The sequence below is a fragment of the Bacillus sp. FJAT-25509 genome, assembly GCF_001420605.1.
Taxonomy (GTDB): Bacteria; Bacillota; Bacilli; order Bacillales; family Bacillaceae_G; genus Gottfriedia.
Genome location: NZ_LJIZ01000032.1, coordinates 288,039 through 306,797, shown reverse-complemented (window position 1 = coordinate 306,797; position 18,759 = coordinate 288,039). Strand labels below are relative to the sequence as shown.

Sequence of the window (18,759 nt, the reverse complement as noted above, 5' to 3'; positions counted from 1 at the left end):
GGCTACCATAATAATAAGACCATATGAAAAATGGTCAACCAGTAAAAACTGGATGACCTTATAATACGAACGCATGCGTTAGTTGAATAAGGATTTTAAGTATATAACAGTTATAAAATGAAAGAGTGATTAAATTTCCCGATTTTCTTTTTTCTCTCCAACAATAAAATAATATATTAGCCAAATGACAATAGAGAAACAAAATACAGCTGATAGATAATCTTTAGAATTGTAATTAAGTATTGTTACAAAAATCATTATAAATAGCGGGACTAAGCGTGAGAAAATCTTCCCCATAAATATTTTCCTTTCTTTACCTAATGCATGCGTTAGTTCAACAAGAACAACTTAAATATCAAAAAATAAATCTAAAATTCCAATGATAAAAAACATAATTGCACTCATCAACCAAAGATTAAGATCATTAGATTCTTTCTTTTTTAAAATTTTCTCCTTAATCACATTTGAAAAAAAAATAGCTGCTAATGAAATATGAAACAGTCCTTCGTATATATGATTAGTGTTATCCGATGTAAAAGAATAAACCACATACATCATCATTGGAATCATCAACATAGTTTGGATAATTGCTATTTGTTTAATTCTGTCTTTAAATATTCTGTTTATAAATTGACCCATGATAGTTATCAAAATATTCTCCTAAGATTGTTGCTTCATAAATGGTGGGAAAAGCTTAACTAATGACTTTATTCTTATGTTTTTTCCTTAAAAATTCAACTAAAACTAAAATCGATAAACCTATTACTATTGTTACGATATGAAAAACCCATTTCTTTTCATCAGGAATATTGTCTTTTATAATTCCAAAACCTGCAATAAATGAATTTCCTCCGATAAAATAGTTCCATCCATGTCCAATTAATATGTACTTTCTATAAAAATGAAATGATGCAGACATAAAAAATACAAAAAATAATATTTCAAAAATCACAACTTTTCTCCCTAAATAGTTTTAATAGTTGAATTTTATCATACTAATCCCTTGCTTTTCGTTTGAAAAAATTACCATATCCTATTCAACTAATCTGCCATATAGCTGTATAAGAAAAACGATCCTTCGTTATTGAAGAATCGCACTACGTTTGTTACATAAGGTGGATGATCTCCATTATTTATAGAGTATAGCGGAATGAGTAACAAAACTTATCGTATCCCATTTTTTCCTCATAGAATCGATGAGCGTCAACTCTGTGAAGAGCTGATTCTAATGTTACATGTGAACATTCTTGCTCGCGTGCGTAGCGATGAATGTACGTCATTAATTCTTCACCATATCCTTTTGACCTTTCTGTTTCTTTCGTTACCAAATCGTAAACGAAAAGAAATTTATTATTATAAAAGTTTGATAAGATATTTATCCCTGCAACTGCAACAATCTCATCATTTACTTCCAAACCAATCAAACGATACCCTTCTTTATGCATTTGATTATATTGTTCTTCAAATTTTTCTAAAGTTAAGTGTGTTCTCAATTGATTTAAAAGGTTAAAAGCTTTTACTAATTCATCTTTTGATTCCATATGCTTAATACTTGATAATTGATGCATAATATTCCCCCTTGATTAACTCTTATATTTTTAAAATTTATAGAATTGAAGAACTATATCACTTATTCAATTAAAAAAGCATTACTTCCTGCTAACTTGAAGTAATGCTTAAATTTATATAACTAATAGGAAGATATTTCTTACTCAACCAAATAAACCTTAAAAGATTTAGCTTTACCTTCAACTACAACTCGTTCGACCTCTTCCTCCCAAAAAGGCAGTATAGTATCTTTAAATGTATTAATTATTATATCCTTAAGCTCTAATTCTGTATTTAAAAAATCATTATAGTTGTATATTACTATTGCAAAACTATCTTTTTCAATCCAATCTAAATCCCTTATCCAATCTAGGTATCTGTCCATACTATCTATACAAGTTGTAGGAAATTCAAATTCCCTCTCAATTTGGTCGATATATTCCTCCCAGGTGTGGATTTTTTCTCCATCCAATTCAATTAGAAATAAAGAAGGATCATATATCATTTCTTCTTTTATTTCATTTATTTCTTGTGATGTTATTTTATAAATTTTATTCTTTATCATTTAGAAAACTCCTAACTAGATTTTAAATAGTCTTTTTTAAAACAATTCAACTTTTAAATCTATTTCCCTTTTTCTTATTAAACTATCCTCCGAGCTTGTTCAATAAGGAATTAAAGATTCTTGTTCAAATGATTAACCTAAATTCTTGAATACCTTTTATTGTTAAATGATGCTCGCGGATTTCCATTAAATCTATTGAAATATCAAAAATTCATTTCTGATATTAATGAGTTATAAAATTAACTGATGCGATAAAGAAAAAATATATTGAAACGTAAAAACCCGCAAAGAAAATTCATTTATTTGCGGGTTTTCTTCTAAAAATCGTTCATTTCATTCATCATCAATCTCTTCATCAAATCAATCTATTAACCTTCATTATTTCTGATATTCTTTCTTTCTCCATTTTAAGTAAGTAAGAAAGCAAACGATAGAAGAAAGAACTCCTATAACAGTATATAGCTTAACAGATTCATATTTTTCTCCATAAAAAGACTCAATTGTCCATTGAAGCATCACTACGTTAACAATTAAGGTAATAAATATGATTATCCAATATTTTTTACGCACCATGACGAACTTTCCTTCCGACTGCGTAAACAACCCCATCGATTACTTCTAATTCAATCAGTGGTAATTCACGCTGAGGTGGGCCAGCTAGAGGCTGACCATTGTCCACGCTAAAGAATCCGCGGTGACAAGGACACAATAGCTTTGATTCTTCCTTATCATAAAAAACAGGACATTGTAGATGAGTACATTTATTATTATAAGCTTTTAGATTACCATCTTTTGTGTGTACTAGTATTGCAGGTTCATCGGCAGTTGGATAGTTAAAGTTTATTGAACTATCTTTTGGTAAGTCTTTCAATCTGATAATCTTTTGTCTATTTAAATCCTCTTTCTTGTTATTAAGGGCAATAGCTGAAAATGGAACAGTTGCTAATCCAAGAGCAACAGAAGCACCTACAACAGATTTCAGAAAAGATCTTCTGTTTAATTTTAAATCTTCATTTCTGTTTAAGTTATCGATTAAGTTAATCATATCATCATTTGTTTCTTTTATATTTCGTTTACTTTTATTATCTTGAGGCATAAGTCCGTCTCCTTTCGCCTAATATGAACTTATTTACGTATATACTCCAAAGAATTCCGGAACGTATTCCCACTTATTTCCTTCTTGTGGTTTTTTCCCTTCAACGAGATTCATCTGAGATCTTCTTCTACGCAACAGCTGCATTTCATCAAAGTCAATAAAACGAATCGCATCACTAGGACATACAGAAGCACACATTGGTGCAATATCGTATTTTGAGCGATCGTAGCACATGTCACATTTGTACATTTTATTTTCTTCAAAATCGAACTTAGGAATACCGAACGGGCATCCAAAAGTACAATTCCTACATCCTATACATTTCTCTTCCATAGCTGAAAGAACTACACCTTCTTCAGTTATTTGAATGGCATTCGCGGGACAAACTCGTGCACAAGCTGGATCTTTACATTGCATACAAAGCATCGGATAGGTCTGTCGACTTTCCATGAAATCAACATATTCTACATAGTTTCTTTCTTTTGCGTCATGATCACCGCATTCTCGGCAAGCCGCTTGACAAGAACGACATCCAATACATCGCTCAAATTCTAAATACATGATTTTATTCATCGATCCCGACTCCATTCAAAAGTTATTTATATTTCTCAATCTTCAGTGAGCATACTTTAAATTCTGGCATTCTCGAAATCGGATCTAAACATGGATTGGTTAATTGATTGACCGCTAATTCTTTTCCCCAATGATATGGAACAAACACCGTATCTCTTCTCGTAGCTTTTGTTAATTTCGTTTTTACAAGCATATGGGAGCGCGGTGTGATCAACTTTACAAGGTCGCCATTCTCCAATCCATATTGACTTGCAAGTGCTGGATGCATCTCAGCAAATGGCTCTGGACATTGTTCCATAAGAAATTTGACTCTTCTTGTTTGAGCACCAGATAAATAGTGAAACACTACCCTTCCTGTCGTTAAGAACAGAGGATACTCCTTCGTTGGAGTTTCACCTGCTTCTTTCCATTCAACACTTGGGAGGTTAGCTTTACCATCTGGCGTTCCAAACTTGTCAATAAACATCGTTGGAGTTCCCGGATGGTCTTCAGAAGGACATGGCCAAAACACCCCGTCTTCTTTATCAATTCGATCCCATGTTATTCCGTAATAATCTGCTTTCCCACCTTTAGTGGCAATGCGAAACTCTTCAAAAACTTCTTCAGCATTTTTATATGGAAAATATTTACCTTTGCCCATTCGTTCTGCAATTAAGCTAACAATCTCCCAATCTGGCTTTGACTCACCTAAAGGTTCACGTACTTTACGGATTCGAATCACTCGGCCTTCGAGGTTGGTCGTTGTTCCTTCGTCCTCTGCCCAAGTAGTCGCAGGTAATACTACATCAGCAAACTCCGCTGTTTCAGATAAGAAGAAATCACTGACAACTAAGAAATCAAGCTTCCTAAACCCGTTCCAAATATGTTCAAGATTCGGAGCTGAAACTGCAGGGTTACTGCAAATAACATGCATACCACGAATAGTACCTTTTTGAATTTCATCGAACATTTCATATGCAGAAACACCAGGCTTTGGCATTTCGCTCGGATCGATTCCCCATACTTTTGATACATACTTCACCGCTTCTGGATCTGTTAGCTTCCTATATCCTGGTAAAAGGTCGGCTTTTTGCCCGTGTTCTCTTCCTCCTTGACCATTTCCCTGTCCAGTAAAAGTTGCAACCCCCGAAGCAAATTTACCTATTTGTCCCCTGAGCAGTGCCATCGATGTATAAAGCGAAACATTATCTACACCTTTTGACTGTTGCTCAACACCTCGTGCAAACATAACAACTGATTTTTGGGATAATCCATAAATATGAGCAGCTTTCACAATTTTTCCAACCGACACGCCTGTTATCTTTGAAGTATATTCGGGTGTAAACTTTTCAACTGTTTTCTTTAGTTCTTCAAAATTATTACATCTTTCATTTACATAGTCTTGATCTACATAGCCATTTTTAATGAGTAGATGAAGCATTCCGTTCGCCAATGCAGAGTCTGTACCTGGCTTAAGATCTAAATGTACATCTGCAACACGTGCCGTTGGAGTCTCTCTCGGATCTGCCACAATCAGTTTAGCTCCCTTGTCCTTTGCTCTCCACAACCATTGAATGCTTGTAGGATGACACTCAGCGGTATTTGAACCTGCTATAAAGAAACAATCGGTATGTTCTAATTCTGGCCACGGTAGGGTTGAACCTCTATCGGTTCCGAGTGTCTTAAGGAATCCACCTGCAGCTGAGCTCATACAGAATCGACCATTGTAATCGATAAACCTTGTACCGAGACCAACCCTCGCATATTTACCTACCAAATAGCACTTTTCATTCGTCATAGATACCCCACCAAAAACAGATAAAGCATCTCTCCCACTTTCTTTTTGGATCCGTTTAAAGTTTTCTTCTATCAGGTCTAGTGCTTCTTTCCAAGTAGCTTTAACAAATTCACCGTTTTTCTTAATAAGTGGTGTAAGGATTCGTTCATCGTGCTCAACAGTTTGGTATGCTGTTACTCCTTTTGGACACATTTTTCCTCTTGTAACTGGCCAGTCATATCTCGGCTCTACCCCAACTATCTTTCCTGATTTCTCATTCACACGTATATGCATTCCACACTGCATTCCACAATAACAACAATGAGTAGTAATTAATTTTTCTCCTGGTTTTTGAAGGTTTTTAACACCTTCTTTGACGATGTATTGGCTCATTCTTCACGATCCCCTTTGTTATATTGATTAATATCTTTTTGAACTTCCTCTGGAAAATGATAATAGTCATCAGATCTCTTTTTGCTAAAACCAGACATTTGAATTCCATTTAATGTAGAGATTGGATCACTGCTTTTAAGATGTGGCTCTGAATTTAGTTGCTTCATGACCCTAATTCTTCTTCGACATGGTAAACAATAGTCTGAGAGATAACTTCTATCTTCAAGTTGTAAATCAAAGCTTTGGGCAGATAATATATCTTTTACATCGCTAATTTGATCATCAGAACTATAGGGTGTCCCACATCTTTTACATGGCCTCGTATCTACCCTAAGTTCTTGTTGATAGTTCATTGGAACTGCTGTTGCTAATGGACGGATCGGTAAATGAAATAGCTTTCCGAATGGAAAATAGATCAGTAAAATTACGACTGTCAATTGGTGAATAAGTGTTAAGTAATGATGCATCCAACCATCTAAAAGTACATATGAAACAGTTAATAGAAGTCCTGTCACGGTTACAGCTAGTAGTAAATATAAAGGTAATAAATCAAATTCAGCTCGTTGTGTCACCTTCACATCTTGACTCATAATTCTTCTTACGATTGCCATGATGACACCAACAAGAACCATACTAGCTGTAATGTTTAACCCGTTGTAAACCATTTCAGCGAATATACCGTGTGCTGCCATTGTAATTGTATCTACACCCATAACGACAATCGTGTATGTATTTGGATCAACGAGCTCAAAGTGCATCCAGCCAAATGTCAAACCAAAGGTGATTGCAAAGGAACCAATGCATCCCCAAGAAATTAGTAAATGCTGTACACCTCTGTAAATACCCCTTTTAAAGATAAATTTCTGTAAGAAAATATTTTCTAGCGCTGTCTTGGTGATCGATATTAGATTACGTTTTTTTCGAGAATTTTCTTTTAAATTTTTCAAACTACGCCTTATAACTTGATGTGTTGCCGGCCTGATAAGCCATGCAGACATCCTGATCGTTAAGCCTACAGCAAAAATGAGCGAAGAAATAAAATAGCCCATTAATGCCATATCGAAGTGTAAAAATCGGTCTGTTCCAACCCACGTTGTAAAGAGTAGAAGCAAAATAATAAAAAATGAATACATACTGATTTTCGAGTAAAATGAGCGCTCGAGGGATTTTCTCATCTCATGTTCAACCTCCATGTGACTTTTTTAACATCGAAGTGCCTGATAAATTGATAAAATTGGGTACATGATGAAGTCTTCTTCTTTGTCATAATTGTACAGAAAGACTGTATCCAAGACTGTGAAGTACATCACACAATAGACCCTTAAAATTTAAAAAGAGGTGTGAACATGTTATCAGGTAATGTAATCGCTATAACAAGTGGAAAAGGTGGGGTTGGTAAGTCAACTGTAGCGGCAAATCTTGCAGTTTCACTTGCGAGACAAGGAAAAAGAGTTGCTTTAATTGACTTAGATATTTATGGATTTAGCATTCCTAAAATGATGGAAATCGACATCAGTCCAAAAACCTTTAACGGAAAAATCATCCCTGTGGAGTCACACGGAGTAAAAATTATTTCGATGGGTTTTTTCATCAAAAACAACGATCCAGTCGTTTGGAGAGGCCCTATGTTAGGAAAAATGGTTGAGCATTTCAGTAAAGATGTCATTTGGGGAGAATTAGACTATTGCATTCTAGATATGCCTCCAGGGACCGGTGATATTGCACTTGATATGCATCACACCATTCCTCAAAGTAAGGAAATCATTGTCACCACCCCTCATCAAACAGCATCAATTGTCGCCGAGAGAGCAGGTACGATGGCCCAAAAAGCAAATCATGAAATTCTTGGAGTAGTTGAAAATATGTCTTATTTCCAACCTATAGATCGTTCTGAGAAGTACTACATATTCGGAAAAGGAGGTGGCGATTTATTAGCCGATCGATTAGGAACCGAAGTACTTGCCAAACTTCCGATTGAGGAAGTTATCGAGAATTCACCTACTCCGTCCATATACGATGAGAAAACTAGTTTATTTCATCATTATAAAGAGTTAGCTACAACTATTAATCTGAAATTTAACGCTCTAAATGCTGTTATAAGAGATTGAACTATACTAAAATAGCGACTTCACTTAGCTGAAGTCGCTTTTGTATATTGATACTTTGCAGTAAAAATGGGCAGAATCTACAAAAACAGAAAACTAGTTACCACTAAGAATATGACAGAATTGATAATCTCAATGATCCCTAATTGCATAATAGTAAGTTTTTTATTGTACAAAGAAATTGCTCTTATCAAACTAGGAGCAAAAGGGAGAATCCAAAGCCAAGACTCTTTTAAAGTAAAAATAAATAATAGAACGATAAAATGGTATCCCCACGAATACCAACGAAATCTCTTATTCTTTTTTTCTCGAATCATTGATTTCACAAAAAATGTACTACCTAAAAAGAACAAAAATACGAAGAGTGCTACACTCCAGCCTTCGCTTGTAAGTGCCCCCTTCCCTATATAAAAACTAGCCAATCCACCTATACAAAAAACACCAATCGCAACCATGTCATTCGTAAAGGCTCGTTCGTTTTTTCTCTTAACGAAATATATGTTTAATAGAAAGAATGGAAGCATAGCTAGACCGAAGTATATCAATCTCCATTCAGCAAACATAACGAGTGCTAAAAATACGAATGAAATGAAAAAATAACCTAACGCCCAATAAAAATAAAATGACACTTGTTTTCCTTTGATCACCATAATTAATGGATAGGCAGCAAGGTATAGAAAAAACCAGCCTATAAATAAAGGGATATGAATTAAACGAAATGAACTTGCGGCAACTCCAAGTATATATGGAATTAAAAGCATTGCCCAAGCACCGTGTTGGTTTGGAACTACTATTTTCACAATATAGCACCCACTTTCCTTATTATTCTTACATCATACTCAAACGATTATGGGTTTTCTGTGATTAAGTTCACTATCCTTTTTATGTTTGAGAATTTCATAAAGCCCCATTTACTTTAATAGAGCCTAAAATATAAAACTATTCCCAACAAGAAAAAAGCCCCTTAAAAAAGGGACTTTTTTACTCATCCTTTGCAACTCCACCAACGGACCAATTTTCTTTTTCGAATTCGTTTATTAAAATTCTTACTTGTGCTGGCTGAACATCCAATGTACGACATACAACTTCATTAATTTCTCTCATTAATTGCTTTTTTAATTCTGGACTTCTTCCTTCAATCAATTGAATTTGAATGATTGGCATATTGTATTACCTCGTTACCTGTAGTTCCATTGTCTCGATTCCATCAAATCGTGCTTCTACACTATCGCCCTCTTCAACATGGATCGCTTCTGTAATTCCACCCGTTAAGATAATCATCCCTGGTTCAATTTGTTCGCCGTTTTTACTTAGCATCTGCACCAACTTTACGACGGATTCTACTGGATGATCTAGTACATCAGAACTTACACCACTTTGTACTTTTACGCCATTTTTGTATAATTCAACATTAACTTCATCCCAAGAAGTATATGTAGGTGAATATTGTTGTTTACCAATAATAAATTTTGATGAAGATGCATTATCTGCTACTACATCTGTTAGCGTAAATGAGAAATTTTTATATCGACTATCAATTACTTCTAATGCAGGTACAATATACTCAGTTGCTTCCCATACATCTTTTGCTGTTACATCCTGTCCAAATAATGGCTTGTTGATCATAAATGCTATTTCTGGCTCAACCCTCGGATGGATTAAACCTTCCATCTTTAATTCTTTTTCTTCTAATTCCATCGATTTTGTTAAGCGTCCATAAATCGGCTCGTCAACATTAACAGATTTTTGTTTAGCAATACTTGTTAGTCCCATTTTCCAACCAATTAATGGATCACCATTTTTAATCGCATTATCAATACTTAATTTTTGAATTTCATAAGCATTATTAACGTTTAATTCTGGATGTTCAATCGTAATTTTATCCATTTCTAGACCGTTTTTTTGGTGCATATATATTTTATTCGCGATTTCAGTTATCATAAAACCCGTCTCCTCTCAAAAAACAGACAATTTTTTATTTGCTAACATACAAGCAACTTCTTGAATCATATCCTCTTGCCCACCGACTACTTTTTGTTTTCCTAATTCAATTAAGATATCTCTTGCATCAACATTCCATTTTTTAGCTGCTCGATTAGCATGTAATAGAAAACTAGAATACACTCCTGCATAGCCTAAAATTAGACTACCTTTTGTAATCTCTTGTGGTGTTTGAAGAATTGGCGCAACGATTTCCTCTGCTAAGTCCATCATTTTATAGAAATCAATTCCTGTCTTGATTCCTAATCGTTCTAACACTCCAATTAACACTTCAGTTTGTGTATTTCCTGCTCCAGCACCTAAGCAACGTACGCTGCCATCAATTCTAGTAGCTCCTTCTTCAATCGCTACTAGTGTATTTGCCATCGCTAGAGAAAGATTATTATGTGCATGGAATCCAACTTCAATATCAAGGGACCCTCGTAAAGCAGCAATACGGTCTTTTACTTCATGTGGAAGAAACGCACCTGCAGAGTCAACCATATATACAACGTCCGCACCATAACTTTCCATCAATTTGGCTTGTTCTACTAATTTTTCAACTGGTGCCATATGGGACATCATTAAAAAACCAACAGTTTCTAATCCAAGCTCTTTAGACATAGATATATGTTGTTTCGAAACATCAGCTTCAGTAACATGTGTAGCTATACGAGCCATTTTTGCTCCGATTTTTGCTGCCGTTTTTAATTCATTTACTGTTCCAATACCAGGTAATAGTAAGACAGCAATCTTTGAATGATTACATGAATTTACCGCTGCTTCGATCAATTCAAATTCATTCGTTGTTGATAAACCATATTGTAATGAAGAACCACCTAAACCATCTCCATGTGATACTTCAATAAAAGGCATTTTTGCATCATCAAGAGCCTTCGCAATTCGAACGACTTGATTTACTGTATATGAATGAGCAATTGCATGACTTCCATCTCGAAGTGCTACTTCAGTTACAATGACTTCTTTTCCAAACATTGCACTCCCTCACTTTCTTTAAGCACTTTTTTAAACAGTTTTTACAACTTCATATTGTGCAATCTCTTCTGCTACTCTTACTGCTGATGCAGTCATAATATCTAAGTTTCCTGCATAGCTAGGTAAGTAGTCCCCTGATCCTTGAACTTCTAAATATACAGTTATAGTTGAACCATCTATGATTGGATCCATTCTTAAACGGTATCCTGGAACATACGCTTGAACCTTTTTCACCATTTGTTTAACGGAATGAATCATGCTTTCATGGTTAAAATCTTCATTCGTAACTTTACAATAAACTGTATCTCTCATCATAATTGGCGGTTCTGCTGGATTTAAAATAATGATTGCTTTTCCTTTTTTAGCTCCACCAATCTCTTCAAGTCCTCTAGCCGTTGTTACAGTAAACTCGTCGATATTAGCACGTGTACCAGGACCGGCACTTCTTGAGCTAATTGTTGCAACGATTTCTGCGTACTCAACTTCGGCAATTTGACCTACCGCATGAACGATTGGGATTGTTGCTTGCCCACCACATGTTATTAAATTGACATTCCTTTCGACTATATGTGAACCTAAATTGACAGGTGGTACGACAAACGGCCCAATTGCCGCTGGCGTTAAATCGATCACGCGCTTCTTTAATTCACCAAGTACTTTTGCATGATGAAAATGAGCTTTTGCAGAAGTCGCATCAAACAATAAATCAGCCAGTTCTTTTCGTTCAATGAAACCTTGAATACCATTATCGATTACTTCAACTCCTAATTCCTTCGCACGGTTTAACCCATCAGATTCTGGATCAATTCCGATCATCGTTGTTAATTCTAGAAATGGATTATTCTGTAATTTCATCATTAAATCTGTTCCAATATTCCCCGAACCAATGATTCCGACTTTTAATTTATTCATAATTACCACCTCATTTATTTAAATGAAATCGAGACTTCACCTAGTAATGGAAACTTCGCAGTAAATAAGTCCCCAGCATTTGCATTAATTGCAGCTGACAAAGCTCCTGATAAAATAATTTCTCCTGCATTTAGCGAGATTCCAAATTCACTTAATTTATTGGCTAACCATGCTACACAATGAATTGGGTTTCCTAGCACTGCTTCTCCCTTACCTGAATTCATCAATTCTTCATTACGATATAATTCCATCGCAACATTCGGTAAGTCAATTTCCTTTACATCAAAACGCTCATTGCCAAGAACAAATAAGCATGATGAAGCGTTATCAGCTACTGTATCCTCTAATCGAATTTTCCAATTTTCGATTCTACTATCAACTACCTCTAATGCAGGTACAATATAATCTGTTGCATTAACTACATCCTCAAATGTAATATTTGGCCCGATTAAATCCTTTTTTAAGACAAATGCAATTTCAGCTTCTACTTTTGGTAAAATCATATTTGCAACTTGAACTTCACCGAAATTAGGAATATTCATATCTGTTAGTAAGTGACCGTAATCTGGTTCATCTACTCCTAATAACTCCTGCATAGCAATTGAAGTTAAGCCAATTTTTTTACCGATAATTTTCTGCCCTTTTTTCAATTTTTCTTCAACATTTGTTAATTGAATTTGATAGGCTTCTTTTTCAGTTAATCCAGGAAAAATCTCAGTTAAAGCTTTTATACTTACTCCACTCTCTTCTGCTTCTTGTAGCAGAATCGTAAGCTCGTCTACACTAGTAATCTTCACTTTCTTTAGCCCCCTTTTTAATTCTTATAATTTAATCGTGATATTCGATAATTCACTATAAAACTCAAAGCTATGAATTCCACCCTCGCGCCCTAAACCGCTTTGCTTCATTCCTCCAAATGGTGTACGTAAATCTCTTAAATACCAAGTGTTCACCCAAATAATTCCAGCTTCAATTTGATGAGCAACACGGTGAGCTCTGCGTAAATCATTTGTCCAAATTGTAGCTCCTAAGCCATAATGAGTATCATTTGCCCATTCAATCACTTCTTCTTCCGAATCAAAAGGCATAACTGTTACGACTGGACCAAATATTTCTTCTCTTACACATCTAGAATCACGGTTTAATCCTGTAATGATTGTCGGTGAGATAAAGCATCCTTTTTCAATTGATGCTGGTCTACTGCCACCCGTTAAAATAGTTCCGCCTTCTTCTTTTGCAATCTCGATATAAGATAATACTTTTTCGAAATGTTCTTTACTAATTACCGCACCCACTTTTGTGCCTTCTTCAAACGGATCGCCAATTTTTAATTCCTTTGTTTTCGCGACAAATTTATCAATAAATTCATCAAAGATTGATCTCTGAACATAAATTCTAGATCCACATAAACAAACTTCTCCTTGATTCATAAAAGATGATTTTAAAGTTGTTTCAATCACTTCGTCTAAATCAGAATCAGCAAAGATAATGTTTGGATTTTTTCCTCCAAGCTCAAACGATAATTTTTTTAACGTTGGAGCTGCCGCCTTCATAATTGCTGTACCTGTTTTTGTTTCACCAGTAAATGTGATTGCATCAACATCGCTGTGCTCTGTTAAAGCTGAGCCCGCCGCATTTGCTCCAAATCCGTGTACAACATTCACAACTCCGTCAGGTACGCCTGCATCTTTACAAATTTCAGCTAAAACTGTAGCTGTCATTGGTGTCCATTCTGCCGGCTTCATAACCGCTGTATTGCCAGCCGCTAAACAAGGTGCAAGCTTCCATGTTAATAGTAATAAAGGAAGATTCCATGGGTTAATCATTCCGACTACACCAACAGGCCTACGATATGTATAATGTAAGGCAGTTTGATCTTGCATATGAGACTCAGAGCTTAAAGTTGTAATATAATCAGCGAAAAAATAAAAATTGTGAGCCGATCTAGTAATATCAACTTCTAAAGCAAGTTCATATGGCTTTCCAGAATCCATTGCCTCTAAAGCTGCTAATTCTTCTTTTCGAGCTAATATTCCGTCTCCGATTTTTCTTAATACTGCCGCTCTTTGATTGCTAGTAAATTGTTTCCACTCACCTTTTAGCGCTCGTTTTGCTGCTTTTACTGCTAAATCAATTTCTAACTCCCCACCTTCAGAAACAGAACCTAACACTTCTTCAGTTGCAGGATTAATATTTAAAAATGTTTTTTGATTAAAAGAAGGAATAGATTGTCCATCAATAAAATGCTTACAATCGATCGGTAATGTTTTATTTTTCTTCTCTGTAACTTGCATAATAGGCACCTACCATTCTAATAGAATAAAAGGTGACACGAGTGCCACCAAATTTTTCAATCCTCTATTTCTACAACCATTTCAATTTCGATCGCTGTATTATGTGGAAGCTGTGCCATCCCAACAGCCGACCTAGCATGTTTTCCTCTTTCACCAAACACTTCTACTAAAAGGTCAGAAGCTCCATTCATCACTTTCGGATGATCATAGAAATCTTCTGTACTATTTACGAAGCCTAATATTTTTACAATTCGTTTTACTTTCGAAAGTTCACCTAATTCGTACTTTAAGACACTGATTAAATTTAACATTGACTCTCTTGAAGCAGCATACCCTTCCTCGAGCGTTAACTCTCGTCCAACTTTTCCATGGTATTCATCTACACCTTGACCAGATGTAAATAGTAGATTACCAGTACGAACAGATTTTACATAATTACCTGAAGCCGGTCTTATTGCTTTAAGTGCATAACCTAAACTGATTAATCTATCTTCTGGAGTCAATACTTTGTTTTCCATGAAGTAAATCTGCCTCCTTAATATTTAAAAATTTCAGGGCATTTTTGCCTAAAATAGCCTCTTTCATTTCTTTATTAATATCCATTTGATTAATGACTCTTCCAGGTGGCGTTTCCCTTAATAAGAAAGGATAATCCGAGCCCATCACAATTTTGTCATAACCAAATCGGTTAATTAAAAATTGAATATTGATAGGATCATAGTGAAGTGAATCAAAATAAAAATTACTTACATAATGACTTGGTGGATAGGCAGTTTTTCGCAAATGCGGCCATACCTTCCATCCTTGATCTAATCTAGGCAGAATAAATGGGAATGAACCACCGCCATGTGCAAAACAAATCTTTAATTTTGGATATTTTTCAATCACACCACCAAATGTTAAGCTAGCAGCAGCTAAAGCTGTTTCACTCGGCATTCCAACCGTGTACATAAAGTTATGATCTGGAGTACGATCCTTCGCTAATGTTTCCCACGGATGAATAAACAATGGGACATTCCATCTTTCAGCCATTTCAAAAAATGGACTAAACTCATCACTGTCTAAATTTATTCCATTTACATTTGTACCAATTTCCAATCCGCTTAATCCAAGTGTATGAATACAGCGATCCATTTCCCTGATAGCTACTTCGGCGTTCTGCATTGGTACTGTCCCTAATCCAATAAATTTTGTAGGGTTCTTTTTAACTGTATTTGCAATGAAATCATTTTGAATTTGAGCCATTTCCAATGCTGCTGGAGCTGGTGCCCAATACGAAAATGTAACTGGAATTGGCGACAGCACTTGCATTGTTACATCTTCATTATTCATGTCCTCAATTCTCTTTTCAGGACTCCAAACTTGATCAGTTACTTCCCTAAATACTTTTCCTGCAACCATAATATTGGCACCACATGAACATGTCGGTTGTAAAATTGGCCATCTTTCATGACCATATTTTTCAAAAAAATCCGGTAAATCCTCAGGAATGATGTGTGTATGAAAGTCTATACGCATACCCATTCATCCGCTTCCTCTTTCATGACATGACCACAGTTTTTACATGTTCTTAATTCAAGGCTAGCATTGAATTGTTCAATCGCTTCTTTTACTTGTGTACCAATATCCGTTAATTGAACGGTCGTTTTATGCATTTCTTCATTACACTCATCACAGAACCAAACAAAGCTTTCTAATTCACCTTCTGCCCTTTTTCGTTCAAGCACAATTCCATATGAATCTTTTACTCTATGAGGTGAATGTGGAACAAAAGAAGGAAGCATAAAAATTTCACCTTCTCCAACTGTTACAACTTCTCGCTTACCATCTGGCGTAATACACTCAACATAGCAATTGCCTTTAATTTGATAGAAAAATTCATCTGCAGGATCGATATGGAAGTCTCTACGTTTATTTGGTCCTCCAATGATCATCGCAGCATACTCCGAATCTTCCCAAATAACCTTATTATTAACTGGTGGTTTTAATAGCTCTTTATTATCCTCAATCAATTTGAAAATATTAAAAACTCGACTTTTAAGATTCATCTCTAATCCTCCAATTAATTCATTTTTATTTAAACTTAAGTAAGCGCTATCATTATGCATTAATATAACCAAGCTGATTTGAGACTGTTTTAGCAGTTTTCACAACATCCTGAATCATTCGACCAATGTCTTGGCTCATCATATACGAAACCGGTCCAACCATATTTAATGCTGCAAAAGTTTGACCAGTATATGTTTGAATTGGAGCTGCAATTCCGAATAATCCTAGATCATTTTCATTGTTGCTAATGCTATAACCATTCTCTTTAATCGCAGTCATTTCTTTTTTTAATGCATCAATATTCGTAATTGTATTTGTTGTATAAGCTTTAAAGCCTTTTTCAATCGTTGTTTTTAAATATGCTGGATTATATGATAATAGAATTTTACCAGTACTCGTACAATATGCAGGTCGTTTAGCACCTATAAATGTCGGGACAGGTATCGAATGTTTTGATGAAACTTTTAAGACAAATCTTACGTCCCCTTTATCAAACATTCCGATATGAACGGTACTATCATAATTTTTTAGTAGATTTTCTAATAATGGAATGGCTTCACTATATATGTCTTGTTGATACATAACGTGATTACTCCATTCAAGCAGCTTCCAACCAAGTCGATACTTTTTCTTACTATCCTGAATTAAAATTCCTTCAGCACAAAGAGTTCGAACTAAATGATGGACCGAGCTTGCATTCATATTTAACTTTTCAGCTATTTCTAAATTTCCTAGGACTGGTTCTTCTTCTGTAAAGCAATCTAATATTCTAGAAATCTTTTGAACTGAAGAGATCACTAGATCCCCTCCTCTTTGATACTAAAAAATTTCATAAAATCCCTGCTTTCTAAAATTAATCAGTTAACTTTAGAATTCGCTAGATTAGTCGATACTCCTTTTAAGTTTTTTGCTCCGTTTAATGCATCGTCTACCATACTAAATGTTTTCTTGCGTTTCATTTGGTTATAGTAAATTGCTCTTTTTCGAATTGGATCACCAGTATAATATCTTTCATATTGAAGAGCTCTTTGTCCAAAAGCTTCTCCACATAAATCCCATGCAAGTTTGAATAATTGAATTCGTTCTAAAGAGGATACTCCTTCACGTCCAACATAGTATTTATCCATTGCATCTCTTAGCTCCGGATGTTCAAAGTCTGCTTCTGTTGGTGACATTAATAAACCACCTGCACCAATTGTTTGAATCACTTCAATTGCTCTTGGGTACATAGTTGGAAGCAAGCCACGAATTGTCTCAAGTGGTTCCCATGCCGGTCTTACTTCGCCTGAAGGTAATGTCTCATACTCTGTTTCAGAAACTCGAAGTAAAGCACGAATTGTTTCAACTGATTGTAGTAGTTCACCTAAGTCATTTTGGACATTTAAATAAACATCTACTCCAATTGAATCAGCTAATTTGCAAGCTACCTCTACTGCAAAAGCTAATTTTACGTAGCCTCTTACGCCAGACTGATGAGCAGGCTGTTGTGCAATACCTGTTTTGGGATATAGATTATTTGCAGCTTCAACATTATTATGAATAAATACACGATTCCAAGGGATTAACACATCTTCAAATACAAGGACAGCATCCATCTCTTCGAATCTAGATGCTAATGGATGATCAAAAAATGATCTTTTACCATCTTGCATTTGCTCTCTACATAAAATTTTTAATCCCGGCGTGTCAATCGGAAGTGCAAATGCTAAAGCATATCGCTCATCACCTTCGTGGAATCCAGGGAATGAATAAATAATGACTTCATCTGTAATTGGTGCTAATGTTGCAAGCATTTTAGCCCCTCTAACAACTAATCCATCAACCGTTTCTTCAACAGCACCTAAATGTGTAAATAGATCTTTTTGTTCATAAGATGGCTTACTGCGATCATTTTGTGGATTAATAATTGCGTGCGTTAAGAAGACGTCGTTATCACGAACAAATTTGAAATAATTTTGGACATTTTTTGACCACTCTGGATTATATTTATCTAAAAACCATGAATTACTTGCCATTGAAGTTAAGACAATGTTCAAGAAATCTGGTGTTCTTCCCATTAAACCAAATGTTGACTTTGCATATGCTTCGAATAAATCTCCACGCTTCTTAATATCCTCAGATGACTTAGGCACTAAAAATGCATTAGAAATTCGCTCACCAGTTTCTTCACAAATATGTGTGATTTTTTCTTGATAAGCTGGATCGAACTGCATATCATATAATTTTGCAATCTCTAGAATCGGTTGTTTGAAAACTGGATGGTTTACGATATCTTCTACCTTTTCTCCACCTAACCATACGTCTGGCTTTCTAGATTTTAGTCCATCAATATATTGCGCTCCTGTACGAATACCCATTTAATAATTCCTCCACTCCGATATGTAATTTTTTTAAACTTTGTTTTTTAAATCGAATTCGGAAATTTTTTAAAGCGCTTTCAAAAAGATCAATTTCACTATCTTAAATTATTTACATCACCTACTACTTTTTAA

General features: G+C 35.1%; 21 protein-coding genes and 1 pseudogene. 1 reads left to right on the top strand and 21 read right to left on the bottom strand.

What is annotated here, in order from left to right; translation table 11 throughout:
• Window positions 1-348: 348 nt before the first annotated feature.
• The 9 genes from AN960_RS20550 to AN960_RS20510 all read right to left on the bottom strand — a co-directional run bounded on the left by AN960_RS20550 (window position 349) and on the right by AN960_RS20510 (window position 7,106).
• On the bottom strand, window positions 349-651 hold the full coding sequence (locus AN960_RS20550) for a hypothetical protein (protein ID WP_056475618.1): 303 nt from the start codon (window positions 649-651) through the stop codon (window positions 349-351).
• Window positions 652-694: 43 nt separating this feature from the next.
• On the bottom strand, window positions 695-952 hold the full coding sequence (locus tag AN960_RS20545; RefSeq protein ID WP_056475615.1) for a hypothetical protein: 258 nt from the start codon (window positions 950-952) through the stop codon (window positions 695-697).
• A 181-nt stretch (window positions 953-1,133) separates the two neighbouring features.
• A complete protein-coding gene (locus AN960_RS20540) occupies window positions 1,134-1,568 on the bottom strand; it encodes a GNAT family N-acetyltransferase (RefSeq protein WP_056475612.1) in 435 nt (144 codons plus the stop codon).
• Window positions 1,569-1,708: 140 nt separating this feature from the next.
• Entirely contained in the window at window positions 1,709-2,113 is a 405-nt protein-coding gene (locus tag AN960_RS20535) for a barstar family protein (RefSeq protein ID WP_056475610.1), read from the bottom strand.
• Window positions 2,114-2,491: 378 nt separating this feature from the next.
• Complete coding sequence (locus AN960_RS20530) at window positions 2,492-2,686, bottom strand: hypothetical protein (RefSeq protein ID WP_056475607.1); 195 nt, start codon at window positions 2,684-2,686, stop codon at window positions 2,492-2,494.
• The gene (locus AN960_RS20525; protein ID WP_056475604.1) at window positions 2,676-3,209 is read right to left on the bottom strand and encodes a QcrA and Rieske domain-containing protein; all 534 of its coding nucleotides are present in this window, start codon (window positions 3,207-3,209) and stop codon (window positions 2,676-2,678) included. Before AN960_RS20525 ends, AN960_RS20530 begins: the two co-directional genes overlap by 11 nt.
• A gap of 33 nt (window positions 3,210-3,242) precedes the next feature.
• Window positions 3,243-3,797 (bottom strand): 4Fe-4S dicluster domain-containing protein, encoded by a 555-nt coding sequence (locus AN960_RS20520; protein ID WP_502692558.1) that lies wholly within the window; start codon window positions 3,795-3,797, stop codon window positions 3,243-3,245.
• A 7-nt stretch (window positions 3,798-3,804) separates the two neighbouring features.
• The gene (gene fdhF / locus AN960_RS20515; protein WP_056475599.1) at window positions 3,805-5,931 is read right to left on the bottom strand and encodes a formate dehydrogenase subunit alpha; all 2,127 of its coding nucleotides are present in this window, start codon (window positions 5,929-5,931) and stop codon (window positions 3,805-3,807) included.
• On the bottom strand, window positions 5,928-7,106 hold the full coding sequence (locus AN960_RS20510; protein ID WP_216600088.1) for an MFS transporter: 1,179 nt from the start codon (window positions 7,104-7,106) through the stop codon (window positions 5,928-5,930). The genes fdhF and AN960_RS20510 overlap by 4 nt, the downstream gene beginning before the upstream one ends.
• Window positions 7,107-7,295: 189 nt before the next feature.
• Between AN960_RS20510 and AN960_RS20505 the strand changes: the two are divergent.
• A pseudogene (locus tag AN960_RS20505) lies at window positions 7,296-8,039 on the top strand (Mrp/NBP35 family ATP-binding protein); the annotation flags it as partial.
• Window positions 8,040-8,116: 77 nt separating this feature from the next.
• On the opposite strand, the gene AN960_RS20500 reads toward AN960_RS20505, so the two are convergent.
• From AN960_RS20500 to AN960_RS20445, 12 genes are all read right to left on the bottom strand, one after another.
• Window positions 8,117-8,836 carry a YwiC-like family protein gene (locus AN960_RS20500; protein WP_082459611.1) on the bottom strand — a complete coding sequence of 240 codons (720 nt, stop codon included), beginning with the start codon at window positions 8,834-8,836 and terminating at the stop codon, window positions 8,117-8,119.
• 181 nt (window positions 8,837-9,017) lie between these two features.
• Complete coding sequence (locus tag AN960_RS20495; RefSeq protein ID WP_056475592.1) at window positions 9,018-9,200, bottom strand: tautomerase family protein; 183 nt, start codon at window positions 9,198-9,200, stop codon at window positions 9,018-9,020.
• A 6-nt stretch (window positions 9,201-9,206) separates the two neighbouring features.
• A complete protein-coding gene (locus AN960_RS20490) occupies window positions 9,207-9,977 on the bottom strand; it encodes a 2-keto-4-pentenoate hydratase (protein ID WP_056475588.1) in 771 nt (256 codons plus the stop codon).
• A 15-nt stretch (window positions 9,978-9,992) separates the two neighbouring features.
• Window positions 9,993-11,012 carry a 4-hydroxy-2-oxovalerate aldolase gene (gene dmpG, locus AN960_RS20485; protein WP_056475586.1) on the bottom strand — a complete coding sequence of 340 codons (1,020 nt, stop codon included), beginning with the start codon at window positions 11,010-11,012 and terminating at the stop codon, window positions 9,993-9,995.
• Between the two features lie 30 nt (window positions 11,013-11,042).
• Window positions 11,043-11,924: an acetaldehyde dehydrogenase (acetylating) gene (locus AN960_RS20480; RefSeq protein ID WP_056475584.1), complete on the bottom strand. Its 882-nt coding sequence runs from the start codon at window positions 11,922-11,924 to the stop codon at window positions 11,043-11,045.
• Between the two features lie 14 nt (window positions 11,925-11,938).
• Window positions 11,939-12,715, bottom strand: a complete 777-nt coding sequence (locus tag AN960_RS20475; RefSeq protein ID WP_056475674.1) for a 2-keto-4-pentenoate hydratase — start codon at window positions 12,713-12,715, stop codon at window positions 11,939-11,941.
• Window positions 12,716-12,745: 30 nt separating this feature from the next.
• On the bottom strand, window positions 12,746-14,218 hold the full coding sequence (locus AN960_RS20470; protein ID WP_056475581.1) for an aldehyde dehydrogenase: 1,473 nt from the start codon (window positions 14,216-14,218) through the stop codon (window positions 12,746-12,748).
• Between the two features lie 56 nt (window positions 14,219-14,274).
• A complete protein-coding gene (locus AN960_RS20465; RefSeq protein ID WP_056475578.1) occupies window positions 14,275-14,736 on the bottom strand; it encodes a RidA family protein in 462 nt (153 codons plus the stop codon).
• The gene (locus AN960_RS20460) at window positions 14,705-15,742 is read right to left on the bottom strand and encodes an amidohydrolase family protein (RefSeq protein WP_172795444.1); all 1,038 of its coding nucleotides are present in this window, start codon (window positions 15,740-15,742) and stop codon (window positions 14,705-14,707) included. The genes AN960_RS20465 and AN960_RS20460 overlap by 32 nt, the downstream gene beginning before the upstream one ends.
• Window positions 15,727-16,266 carry a 3-hydroxyanthranilate 3,4-dioxygenase gene (locus tag AN960_RS20455; protein ID WP_056475668.1) on the bottom strand — a complete coding sequence of 180 codons (540 nt, stop codon included), beginning with the start codon at window positions 16,264-16,266 and terminating at the stop codon, window positions 15,727-15,729. Before AN960_RS20455 ends, AN960_RS20460 begins: the two co-directional genes overlap by 16 nt.
• A gap of 52 nt (window positions 16,267-16,318) precedes the next feature.
• The gene (locus AN960_RS20450; RefSeq protein ID WP_056475576.1) at window positions 16,319-17,065 is read right to left on the bottom strand and encodes an IclR family transcriptional regulator; all 747 of its coding nucleotides are present in this window, start codon (window positions 17,063-17,065) and stop codon (window positions 16,319-16,321) included.
• Between the two features lie 59 nt (window positions 17,066-17,124).
• Window positions 17,125-18,624 carry a 4-hydroxyphenylacetate 3-hydroxylase family protein gene (locus tag AN960_RS20445; protein WP_056475573.1) on the bottom strand — a complete coding sequence of 500 codons (1,500 nt, stop codon included), beginning with the start codon at window positions 18,622-18,624 and terminating at the stop codon, window positions 17,125-17,127.
• Window positions 18,625-18,759 lie beyond the last annotated feature (135 nt).

Coding starts and splice junctions, on each gene's coding strand:
- AN960_RS20540 (WP_056475612.1), bottom strand. CDS start 1,568: ATGCATCAATTATCAAGTATTAAGCATATGGAATCAAAAGATGAATTA.
- AN960_RS20535 (WP_056475610.1), bottom strand. CDS start 2,113: ATGATAAAGAATAAAATTTATAAAATAACATCACAAGAAATAAATGAA.
- AN960_RS20530 (WP_056475607.1), bottom strand. CDS start 2,686: ATGGTGCGTAAAAAATATTGGATAATCATATTTATTACCTTAATTGTT.
- AN960_RS20525 (WP_056475604.1), bottom strand. CDS start 3,209: ATGCCTCAAGATAATAAAAGTAAACGAAATATAAAAGAAACAAATGAT.
- AN960_RS20520 (WP_502692558.1), bottom strand. CDS start 3,797: ATGGAGTCGGGATCGATGAATAAAATCATGTATTTAGAATTTGAGCGA.
- fdhF (WP_056475599.1), bottom strand. CDS start 5,931: ATGAGCCAATACATCGTCAAAGAAGGTGTTAAAAACCTTCAAAAACCA.
- AN960_RS20510 (WP_216600088.1), bottom strand. CDS start 7,106: ATGAGAAAATCCCTCGAGCGCTCATTTTACTCGAAAATCAGTATGTAT.
- AN960_RS20495 (WP_056475592.1), bottom strand. CDS start 9,200: ATGCCAATCATTCAAATTCAATTGATTGAAGGAAGAAGTCCAGAATTA.
- AN960_RS20490 (WP_056475588.1), bottom strand. CDS start 9,977: ATGATAACTGAAATCGCGAATAAAATATATATGCACCAAAAAAACGGT.
- dmpG (WP_056475586.1), bottom strand. CDS start 11,012: ATGTTTGGAAAAGAAGTCATTGTAACTGAAGTAGCACTTCGAGATGGA.
- AN960_RS20480 (WP_056475584.1), bottom strand. CDS start 11,924: ATGAATAAATTAAAAGTCGGAATCATTGGTTCGGGGAATATTGGAACA.
- AN960_RS20470 (WP_056475581.1), bottom strand. CDS start 14,218: ATGCAAGTTACAGAGAAGAAAAATAAAACATTACCGATCGATTGTAAG.
- AN960_RS20465 (WP_056475578.1), bottom strand. CDS start 14,736: ATGGAAAACAAAGTATTGACTCCAGAAGATAGATTAATCAGTTTAGGT.
- AN960_RS20460 (WP_172795444.1), bottom strand. CDS start 15,742: ATGGGTATGCGTATAGACTTTCATACACACATCATTCCTGAGGATTTA.
- AN960_RS20455 (WP_056475668.1), bottom strand. CDS start 16,266: ATGAATCTTAAAAGTCGAGTTTTTAATATTTTCAAATTGATTGAGGAT.
- AN960_RS20445 (WP_056475573.1), bottom strand. CDS start 18,624: ATGGGTATTCGTACAGGAGCGCAATATATTGATGGACTAAAATCTAGA.